Below are 7,003 nucleotides of genomic sequence, written 5' to 3' on the forward strand. Positions count from 1 at the left end.
TATTGAAGGTTTTTGCTAAGATTCGGTAGCTTCTTATATAATTCGCTGCATTTTGTCAAAGTTGTATTGTCCCATGCAGGGCACGAAGGAGTAGTTTTAATGGATTTGGTTTACGACGTAGTAGATTCAGCTGCAAGCCCTGCAGTAATTAAAGTGATCGGTATTGGCGGTGGTGGATGTAATGCCATCAACAATATGATTAAAAACACTATCCAAGGGGTAGAGTTTATCAGTGCGAATACTGATGCCCAGGCTTTGGGTAAGAGTGATGCGCCCAAACGCATACAGTTGGGTACCAATCTGACCAAAGGGTTAGGAGCGGGAGCCAATCCGGAAGTTGGGCGGGAAGCTGCCTTGGAGGAAAGGGAGGCCATTACCGAAGCGGTTCGCGGTGCCAATATGCTGTTTATTACAACAGGTATGGGTGGCGGTACTGGTACAGGTGCTGCTCCGGTTGTTGCTGAAATTGCCAAAGAGATGGGTATTTTGACTGTGGCAGTCGTTACACGTCCTTTTGAGCATGAAGGTAAGCGCATCCATATCGCTCAGCAAGGAATTGAACATTTGAAGAGTCAGGTGGATTCTTTAATTGTGATTCCCAATGATAGACTTATGACGGCTTTGGGTGAGGATGTTACGGTACGTGAGGCGTTTCGCGCGGCTGATAATGTATTGCATGCTGCTGTGGCAGGTATTTCTGAAGTGGTAACTCGCCCTGGCTTTATCAACTTGGATTTTGCCGACGTTAAAAACGTTATGAGTATTACCGGTATGGCTATGATGGGTTCAGGCTCATCGCAAGGGGTGGATCGTGCACGTTTGGCTACCGAAGAAGCTATTTCCAGTCCGCTGCTTGATAATGTAAGTTTGGACGGCGCACGCGGCGTTTTGGTCAATATTACTACTGCTCCGGGTTGCTTGAAGATGTCTGAGTATCGCGAGATTATGCGCGTCATAGATGATTATGCGCATCCTGACTCTGAGCGGAAATATGGTACGGCAGAAGATGAAAATATGCCTGAGGATGCGATCCGCATAACCATTATTGCAACAGGGTTGAAGGAGAATAATCACTATGCCGCATCTGCAACGACATCGTATAGTGGTAGAGAAATTCAATCAGGTCGTGTTCGTGGTCATGTGTCCGGAGATGGGTATGGCACAGTAAGTGCGAAAATGTCGGAAGAGGGTGATTTTTCTAATATCGCTGGTGTGATTACGTCTGGTCGAGATGTTAGAAATATGAATTTGGCGGCTCCCGACTTTTCTGATCAGAGAGTGTTGGATGATTTGGAAATTCCTGCAGTATTGCGCCGTCAAAGAGGAAGCATTGACGAAGTATCTTAAGATTTTTTATTGATTAAAAAGTTATTGTAAGGCCGTCTGAAATTCAGACGGCCTTTGTGTTATCAAATTTAGTCAATATCCTACCCAAAGATGCGGTTTAAGTGTTGATTTCTTGACTGAAGATTGCCCAGGATAATATAATTCCACTCTTGCCGACATGGTGTCGGCAAGTATTTAACTCAACAGGACGAGAAAATATGCCAACTATCAACCAATTGGTACGCAAAGGCCGTCAAAAGCCTGTGTACGTAAACAAAGTGCCTGCACTGGAAGCCTGCCCGCAAAAACGCGGCGTGTGCACCCGTGTATACACGACTACTCCTAAAAAACCTAACTCTGCATTGCGTAAAGTATGTAAAGTTCGCCTGACCAACGGTTTTGAAGTGATTTCATACATCGGCGGTGAAGGCCACAATCTGCAAGAGCACAGCGTCGTGCTGATTCGCGGCGGTCGTGTAAAAGACTTGCCGGGTGTACGTTACCACACTGTACGCGGTTCCTTGGATACTGCAGGTGTTAAAGACCGTAAACAAGCCCGTTCTAAATACGGTGCTAAGCGTCCTAAATAATTACAGGGACTTAAATAGGCACGTCGGCCGCCTAAGTTGAACAACGGCCGAGTAAGTGAATGCTCTTTTGGGTATTCATGGGAATTGACCCGACTGAATAGATTAAAGGAAATTAAAATGCCAAGACGTAGAGAAGTCCCCAAGCGCGATGTGCTGCCTGATCCTAAATTCGGCAGCGTCGAGCTGACTAAATTCATGAACGTATTGATGATTGACGGTAAAAAATCTGTTGCCGAACGTATCGTTTACGGTGCGTTGGAGCAAATCGAGAAAAAAACCGGCAAAGCAGCAATCGAAGTATTCAACGAAGCCATTGCAAACGCCAAACCTATCGTGGAAGTGAAAAGCCGCCGTGTAGGTGGTGCAAACTACCAAGTTCCTGTTGAGGTTCGTCCTTCACGCCGTCTGGCTCTTGCAATGCGCTGGGTTCGCGATGCGGCCCGCAAACGTGGTGAGAAATCCATGGACCTGCGTTTGGCAGGTGAATTGATTGATGCGTCCGAAGGTCGCGGTGGTGCGTTGAAAAAACGTGAAGAAGTACACCGCATGGCTGAAGCCAACAAAGCATTCTCTCACTTCCGTTTCTAATTTTGAAAGGCTAATAAAATGGCTCGTAAGACCCCGATCAGCCTGTACCGCAACATCGGTATTTCCGCTCATATCGACGCGGGTAAAACCACTACTACAGAACGTATTTTGTTCTATACCGGTTTGACCCACAAATTGGGCGAGGTACATGATGGCGCGGCTACTACCGACTACATGGAACAAGAGCAAGAGCGTGGTATTACCATTACCTCTGCTGCCGTAACTTCCTACTGGTCCGGTATGGCGAAACAATTTCCCGAACACCGTTTTAACATCATCGACACCCCGGGACACGTTGACTTTACCGTAGAGGTAGAGCGTTCTATGCGTGTATTGGATGGTGCGGTAATGGTTTACTGTGCGGTGGGCGGTGTTCAGCCACAATCTGAAACCGTATGGCGTCAAGCCAACAAATACCAAGTACCACGCTTGGCGTTTGTAAATAAAATGGACCGTCAAGGTGCCAACTTCTTCCGCGTTGTCGAGCAAATGAAAACCCGTTTGCGCGCAAACCCTGTACCTATCGTAATCCCGGTTGGTGCAGAAGACAGCTTCAGTGGCGTTGTTGACCTGCTGAAAATGAAATCTATCATCTGGAACGAAGCTGACAAAGGTACAACCTTTACCTATGGCGATATTCCTGCTGAGTTGATTGAAACTGCTGAAGAATGGCGTCAAAACATGATTGAAGCCGCAGCAGAAGCTAGCGAAGAATTGATGGATAAATACTTGGGCGGCGACGAGCTGACTGAGGAAGAAATCGTAGGCGGTTTGCGCCAACGTACTCTGGCAGGCGAAATCCAACCTATGTTGTGTGGTTCTGCATTTAAAAACAAAGGTGTTCAACGTATGTTGGACGCAGTTGTAGAGTTGCTGCCAGCTCCTACCGATATTCCTCCGGTTCAAGGTGTTAACCCTAACACTGAAGAAGCCGACAGCCGTCAAGCCAGCGATGAAGAGAAATTCTCTGCATTGGCGTTCAAAATGTTGAACGACAAATATGTTGGTCAGCTGACTTTCATCCGCGTTTACTCTGGTGTAGTGAAATCCGGTGATACCGTATTGAACTCTGTAAAAGGTACTCGTGAACGTATCGGCCGTTTGGTACAAATGACTGCTGCGGACCGTACTGAAATTGAAGAAGTACGTGCTGGCGATATCGCAGCCGCTATCGGTCTGAAAGACGTTACTACTGGTGAAACCTTGTGTGCAGAAAATGCACCGATTATCTTGGAACGCATGGAATTCCCTGAGCCGGTAATCCATATTGCCGTTGAGCCGAAAACCAAAGCCGACCAAGAGAAAATGGGTATCGCCCTGAACCGTCTGGCTAAAGAAGACCCTTCTTTCCGTGTTCGTACGGACGAAGAATCCGGTCAAACCATTATTTCCGGTATGGGTGAGCTGCACTTGGAAATTATTGTTGACCGTATGAAACGCGAATTCGGCGTGGAAGCAAATATCGGTGCACCTCAAGTGGCTTACCGCGAAACCATCCGCAAAGAAGTCGAAGCCGAATACAAACACGCCAAACAATCTGGTGGTAAAGGTCAATACGGTCACGTTGTGATCAAAATGGAACCTATGGAACCGGGTGGTGCAGGCTACGAATTTATCGACGAAATTAAAGGTGGTGTGATTCCTCGCGAATTCATTCCGTCTGTCGATAAAGGTATCCGTGATACCCTGCCTAACGGTATCGTTGCAGGCTACCCAGTAGTTGATGTACGCGTACGTTTGATCTTCGGTTCTTCACACGACGTCGACTCCTCTCAACTGGCCTTCGAATTGGCTGCTTCCCAAGCCTTCAAAGAAGGTATGCGTAAAGCCAATCCTGCTTTGCTTGAGCCAATCATGGCAGTTGAAGTGGAAACCCCTGAAGAATACATGGGTGACGTAATGGGCGACTTGAACCGTCGTCGCGGCGTCGTATTAGGTATGGATGATGACGGTATCGGAGGTAAAAAAGTCCGTGCCGAAGTACCTCTGGCAGAAATGTTTGGTTATTCTACCGACCTGCGTTCTGCAACCCAAGGCCGCGCTACTTACTCTATGGAGTTCAAGAAATATTCTGAAGCTCCTGCCCACGTAGCTGCTGCTGTAACTGAAGCCCGTAAAGGCTAATCAGGCAAATAGGTCGTCTGAAAGGCTGAAATGATTTTTCAGACGACCTCTGTTCTTTAATCGATCTTTAATGTAAAGGAATTAGCTCATGGCTAAGGAAAAATTTGAACGTAGCAAACCGCATGTAAACGTTGGCACCATCGGTCACGTTGACCATGGTAAAACCACCCTGACTGCTGCTTTGACTACTATTTTGGCTAAAAAATTCGGCGGTGCTGCAAAAGCTTACGACCAAATCGACAACGCTCCCGAAGAAAAAGCCCGCGGTATTACCATCAATACCTCACACGTAGAATACGAAACCGAAACCCGCCACTACGCACACGTAGACTGCCCGGGTCATGCCGACTACGTTAAAAACATGATTACCGGTGCTGCACAAATGGACGGCGCAATCCTGGTATGTTCCGCTGCCGACGGTCCTATGCCGCAAACCCGCGAACACATCCTGTTGGCTCGTCAAGTAGGCGTACCTTACATCATCGTGTTCATGAACAAATGCGACATGGTTGACGATGCCGAGCTGTTGGAACTGGTTGAAATGGAAATCCGTGACTTGCTGTCAAGCTACGATTTCCCTGGCGACGACTGCCCGATCGTACAAGGTTCTGCACTGAAAGCCTTGGAAGGCGACGCAGCTTACGAAGAAAAAATCTTCGAACTGGCTGCCGCATTGGACAGCTACATCCCGACTCCTGAGCGTGCCGTGGACAAGCCGTTCTTGTTGCCTATCGAAGACGTATTCTCTATCTCCGGTCGTGGTACAGTAGTAACCGGTCGTGTAGAGCGCGGTGTCATCCACGTTGGTGACGAGATCGAAATCGTAGGTCTGAAAGAAACCCAAAAAACCACTTGTACCGGTGTTGAGATGTTCCGTAAACTGCTGGACGAAGGTCAGGCAGGTGACAACGTAGGCGTATTGCTGCGCGGTACCAAACGTGAAGAAGTGGAACGCGGTCAAGTATTGGCTAAACCGGGTACCATCACTCCGCACACCAAATTCAAAGCAGAAGTGTACGTGTTGAGCAAAGAAGAGGGTGGCCGTCATACTCCGTTCTTCGCTAACTACCGCCCACAATTCTACTTCCGTACTACCGACGTAACTGGTGCGGTTACTTTGGAAGAAGGTGTAGAAATGGTTATGCCTGGTGAGAATGTAGCCATCACTGTAGAACTGATTGCACCGATCGCTATGGAAGAAGGTCTGCGCTTTGCGATTCGCGAAGGTGGTCGTACCGTAGGTGCGGGTGTGGTTTCTTCTGTTATCGCTTAATTGAAGGATATCGATAAATGGCAAACCAAAAAATCCGTATCCGCCTGAAAGCTTATGATTACAGCCTGATTGACCGTTCTGCTCAAGAAATCGTTGAAACTGCGAAACGTACCGGTGCCGTTGTAAAAGGTCCAATTCCGTTGCCGACTAAAATCGAGCGTTTCAACATTTTGCGTTCTCCACACGTGAACAAAACTTCTCGTGAACAATTGGAAATCCGCACCCACTTGCGCCTGATGGACATCGTGGACTGGACTGATAAAACTACCGACGCACTGATGAAACTGGACTTGCCCGCCGGTGTTGATGTAGAAATTAAAGTTCAATAAATATGTAAGGCGGCGGCAGCTTTTGCCCGAATTGGTGGCAGCTTTTGCACCGCCGCAGCATAGGAAATTGTATCAGCTTTTGCATAAATTTATCCCCGTTTAATGGTCTATTAAACGGGGATTATCTTATGCCTTTAAAAGTAGTATGCCGCTTACTGTTAGAACTTATAAATTAAGTGGTCGTCGTAGCTCGAATTGCGGTTAATGTTGCTGATCACTGTCAGGGTTTGACTGCCTGCAAAACGCTCCCATCCGGGCAGATGCAGTTCGGCCACGAGGTCGAAATAGGCGGGCAGCTCGCGGCGGGTGTTACCGCACCTGCCGCGTCGCCGTCTCATCTTTCGTGTTCCCCGCCCATGTGGCGGTTTTTTTCATGCCTCTCTTTTTAGGACGGACACGATGGCGGCGAGGTCGTTGGGCGACCAGCGCCAGCTTTCAGGTAACCTCAACGCAGTGGCGCACCACTCGGAGCAAAACCAGCGGCGGCGGTTGTGCTGCAGCCCGAAAGCGATACCCAATGCGCCCATTAGGTCGTAGCCCTGCCCTTCGGTGGCCGTCCATACCCGCTGCAGCTGCTCGTGTGCCTCCGGGGTGGAGAGCAGCGGGATTAAGTCCCACTTGGCCGACGGCAGCGGCATCACTTTGCGGCGCACGCCCTTGTCGCGGATGCTGGCGGAGTAGCACTCATATTCCTGCCCGAGACCTTTGCAAAAAGCCCTTCCCCCGACAGCCGAAACCCAAACACAGGTTTTCGGCCGTTTTCGCCCCTAATT

At 48.6% G+C, this 7,003-nt stretch carries 8 protein-coding genes; 6 read left to right on the plus strand and 2 right to left on the minus strand.

Features of this window, described 5'->3' with window-relative positions:
• Positions 1-99: 99 nt before the first annotated feature.
• From ftsZ to rpsJ, 6 genes are all read left to right on the plus strand, one after another.
• Positions 100-1,347 (plus strand): cell division protein FtsZ, encoded by a 1,248-nt coding sequence (ftsZ, locus tag ACTHSL_RS06300; RefSeq protein ID WP_440380762.1) that lies wholly within the window; start codon positions 100-102, stop codon positions 1,345-1,347.
• Positions 1,348-1,544: 197 nt separating this feature from the next.
• A complete protein-coding gene (gene rpsL, locus ACTHSL_RS06305) occupies positions 1,545-1,916 on the plus strand; it encodes a 30S ribosomal protein S12 (protein ID WP_002218431.1) in 372 nt (123 codons plus the stop codon).
• Between the two features lie 117 nt (positions 1,917-2,033).
• Positions 2,034-2,504 (plus strand): 30S ribosomal protein S7, encoded by a 471-nt coding sequence (gene rpsG, locus ACTHSL_RS06310; RefSeq protein ID WP_003745196.1) that lies wholly within the window; start codon positions 2,034-2,036, stop codon positions 2,502-2,504.
• A gap of 18 nt (positions 2,505-2,522) precedes the next feature.
• Positions 2,523-4,628, plus strand: a complete 2,106-nt coding sequence (fusA, locus tag ACTHSL_RS06315) for an elongation factor G (RefSeq protein ID WP_440380763.1) — start codon at positions 2,523-2,525, stop codon at positions 4,626-4,628.
• A gap of 88 nt (positions 4,629-4,716) precedes the next feature.
• A complete protein-coding gene (gene tuf / locus ACTHSL_RS06320; protein WP_041961236.1) occupies positions 4,717-5,901 on the plus strand; it encodes an elongation factor Tu in 1,185 nt (394 codons plus the stop codon).
• 17 nt (positions 5,902-5,918) lie between these two features.
• Complete coding sequence (rpsJ, locus tag ACTHSL_RS06325) at positions 5,919-6,230, plus strand: 30S ribosomal protein S10 (protein WP_002642322.1); 312 nt, start codon at positions 5,919-5,921, stop codon at positions 6,228-6,230.
• 158 nt (positions 6,231-6,388) lie between these two features.
• Here the strand turns inward: rpsJ and ACTHSL_RS06330 are convergent, their stop codons facing one another.
• Together ACTHSL_RS06330 and ACTHSL_RS06335 are read right to left on the minus strand one after the other, a co-directional pair.
• Positions 6,389-6,568 carry a hypothetical protein gene (locus tag ACTHSL_RS06330; protein WP_440380764.1) on the minus strand — a complete coding sequence of 60 codons (180 nt, stop codon included), beginning with the start codon at positions 6,566-6,568 and terminating at the stop codon, positions 6,389-6,391.
• 33 nt (positions 6,569-6,601) lie between these two features.
• The gene (locus tag ACTHSL_RS06335) at positions 6,602-6,883 is read right to left on the minus strand and encodes a hypothetical protein (RefSeq protein WP_440380765.1); all 282 of its coding nucleotides are present in this window, start codon (positions 6,881-6,883) and stop codon (positions 6,602-6,604) included.
• Between the last annotated feature and the right edge of the window lie 120 nt (positions 6,884-7,003).

It is taken from the genome of Neisseria sp. P0008.S010 (assembly GCF_051962715.1).
GTDB classification, from domain to species: Bacteria; Pseudomonadota; Gammaproteobacteria; order Burkholderiales; family Neisseriaceae; genus Neisseria; species Neisseria elongata.